The following is a 3149-nucleotide window of genomic DNA, read 5'->3' as shown; positions in this document are numbered from 1 at the left end:
AAAATGGTGTTTTCGGGTTATGTCCCACCCTCTTTTTTGCTTTTATGTTCCCATTTCCCTTGGTGAGGTAAATCACCAAGATACTGGCTCGTAAATGAAGAGTAGGTGATATTTCGTGGGCCTCTCGAACCGCTTTACAAAGGGTTAATAAAGGGTTAATAGTACATTAACAAAAAAGGCTTATGATAGGTAGTAATCCCCTTCATTAACAAGGAGTAACTATGAATTCAGTATCATATTCAAGGGAGCAATCTCTAAATTTATTTTCCTATTTAAAATACTTATTAGATAAAAGGCAAGATGATTTACTGTACTTTAAGAGATATAATGAGCTGAAAAAGATTATGCAAAATGAGTCGCTTGAGACTTTTTTTCAGCCGATCGTTAATTTGCAAACAGGTGAAACTTTTGGCTTTGAAGCGTTAAATCGTCCCGGCCAATCCCAATTATTTACTAGTGTAGACCATTTTTATGAATTTGTTGGACAAACAGATAAAGTATTTGAGTTTGAAAAGTTTTGTCGAAATCTATCACTGAAAAGATATATTGCAGGCTTAAGTGAAGAACTTCAAGATAAAGACTTTACTTTATTTATTAATATCCATCCCCATGTATTGCTAGATAAGAATTATCATAGTGGAGATACATTACAGCAGTTGCGTGAAATTGGTATTCATCCGGAACAAGTCGTGTTTGAATTGACGGAAAGAAGTGCTGTGACAGATTTTCAAGAATTTGAACGTGTATTATCTCATTATCGTTCACAAGGATACAGAATAGCGATCGATGATGTTGGTTCGGGCTACAATAGCTTAAAAACATTAATCTTCTTGAAACCCGAATTTATAAAGTTAGACCGCTCACTCATTCAAAATATCGATGAAAGTATCCCTGGCCAACAGTTAGTTTCTTTGATCAATGATTATGCCGTACAATCCAATACAAAAATTATTGCAGAAGGAATAGAGAGAAAAGAGGAAATTGAGTATCTCCAAAAAATAGGTATACATTACGCTCAAGGATATGCGTTAGGTAGACCGAATCGGGAAATCAAGCTTGGGGAATTGCCTAGCTTACCTTAGAATCGAATGTAAAATTGATGACAAATAGGTGAGGAAATGATGACGAAAATAGATGAAGTAGTATCGAATATTGGCCGGATTGTTAAGGCAGTTCCTTCAATTTCTCCAACTCTGAAAAATAAAGAAGTAGACAAATTATTTACTGAGAATCCGGATATGCGCGGAATCGTAGTCGTACATCATGAAAAACCAGTTGCTCATATTACAAGAACACATTTCTATCAAAAAATTGGAACGTTATATGGTTATAATTTGTATATGGGTAGAGAAAGTCAATTGCTGGCTAAAACAAACCCTCTTATTGTCGATTTTCACAAGCCTATTACGGAGGTTAGTAAGCTGGCGATGGAAAGGCAGGAAGAGGATTTGTATGATGATGTAATTGTGACGAAGGATGACAAATTTATGGGTGTTGTTAGTATAAGAGCGCTTCTAATGGAATTTGTTGATATCCAAGTGCAATTCGCAAGTTTTCTTAATCCATTAAGCAAGTTGCCTGGAAATCACCTAATTGATCAAAAATTAACGGAAATCCTGTATCTAGAAAAATACAGTGTACTCTATTTCGATTTAGATAATTTTAAAACGTACAATGATTTATATGGTTTTAATAAAGGGGATAAAGTTCTTCTGCATGTAACGGATATTTTAAAAAGAAATATCACCCAGCAAGGATACTTTTTAGGACATATTGGTGGAGACGACTTTATGGCCATTCTCCCTCAGTATAAAGTAGATGCGATGTGTGAAGACATTATCAGTGAATTTGATGAAACGATTCCCAGCTTCTATGACGAAAAACACTTAAAAGACCCAAATTTTAAAGTTAAGGGAAGGTCCGGGAACTTAGAGGATTTTACGATCATGTGTTTATCAATCGCTGTATTAACAAATGAAAAACAGAAATTTGATAAAGTTGAAGATATTTCGGATGCAGTTGCTGCTATTAAACGAAATTGCAAGAAGATCAAAGGTAGCTGTTTCATAATCGATGAGGCGGATTGCTGCGCCCCAACACAATAATCAGTTTGAAAATAGCATTTGAATTATATCTATACTAATAATTTAATGTAACAACTATGAGTAATGTACAGAACTGTTAATACATTAGAAGGCGCAGCCTAACACGTAAGCTGCGCAACTCTCTAATGAAGCTTTAGAAAGCATGAATAATTATGAGCGGCCTTCACAAAGCCGGTGACAATAACGTAACGTCCTGTTGCATTGTCACCATGACCAACTTCCTGTTGGCCCCAAAGACAAGTCGTAGAGTCGACACAAGTTGGCTCTGCGGCTTGTGTGCTTAGACAGCTCGCTTGAGGAACAAGGTTAAGTATCTATATTAGTATTTTTAAAAAATCGAATGAAAAGTAGTTCTACTTTTCCGTTCGATTTTTTTATTTCACAATGTATAATGATACTAAATAATTCTCTATTAAAGGAGTGATAAGATGGCTCAATACATTGCGCCGCTTAATGGAACTACTCATGCAAAGCCTATGAATAATATGGCGATACTTTGCGTGAGGTAATTAAGCTTTTCATCGCCTTATGTATATAGTCACTTTATTCATGTGTGCTTTGCCCTTCACTTTGAAATTCGAAAAAGTAAAGGAGCGGAAGTTTGAATGCGTTACGTAAATGCACATGAAGTTTTACCAGAGGACCTATTAATGGAAGTCCAAAAATACGTTCAAGGAGACTTGATCTATATTCCAAAGTCCCAGAAAGAACGTATTCAATGGGGAGTCGTATCTGGTGAAAGACAAAGACTGCAAAAGAGAAATGAACAAATCAAAAAGCAATATCAAAATGGTACGTCCCTTTTAGAGTTAGCGGAGCAATACCATTTGTCTATGGAAACCATTAAAAAGATAATATATAAGAAATAAACGAGCTGTTTATTGCATACAGTGTAGACAAAGTCACTATTTGACTTTGTCTACACGTGTTTTAAGGTAATTCTTGAAAAGTAAGATTTCCCATTGAAAACGCTGGCAAGCCAGTTTTACTCTGCACCGAAAGTGTAGCGGCAGGTGCAAGTTTTACTCTGCACCGAAAGTGTAG

At 35.7% G+C, this 3149-nt stretch carries 3 protein-coding genes; all 3 read left to right on the top strand.

From position 1 onward, the window contains the following. Window positions 1-221 precede the first annotated feature (221 nt). The 3 genes from QYB95_RS18990 to QYB95_RS18980 all read left to right on the top strand — a co-directional run bounded on the left by QYB95_RS18990 (window position 222) and on the right by QYB95_RS18980 (window position 2974). Window positions 222-1082 (top strand): EAL domain-containing protein, encoded by an 861-nt coding sequence (locus tag QYB95_RS18990; protein ID WP_301139940.1) that lies wholly within the window; start codon window positions 222-224, stop codon window positions 1080-1082. 36 nt (window positions 1083-1118) lie between these two features. Beyond that, on the top strand, window positions 1119-2105 hold the full coding sequence (locus QYB95_RS18985) for a GGDEF domain-containing protein (RefSeq protein ID WP_301139939.1): 987 nt from the start codon (window positions 1119-1121) through the stop codon (window positions 2103-2105). A 605-nt stretch (window positions 2106-2710) separates the two neighbouring features. Then, window positions 2711-2974, top strand: a complete 264-nt coding sequence (locus QYB95_RS18980) for a CD3324 family protein (RefSeq protein ID WP_301139938.1) — start codon at window positions 2711-2713, stop codon at window positions 2972-2974. Window positions 2975-3149 lie beyond the last annotated feature (175 nt).

Origin of the sequence: Ureibacillus aquaedulcis, from assembly GCF_030418165.1 — a bacterium.
In the GTDB taxonomy this organism is placed as follows: domain Bacteria; phylum Bacillota; class Bacilli; order Bacillales_A; family Planococcaceae; genus Ureibacillus; species Ureibacillus aquaedulcis.
Note: the sequence above shows the minus strand (reverse complement) of the source record. Positions and strands in the feature narration are given on the sequence as shown.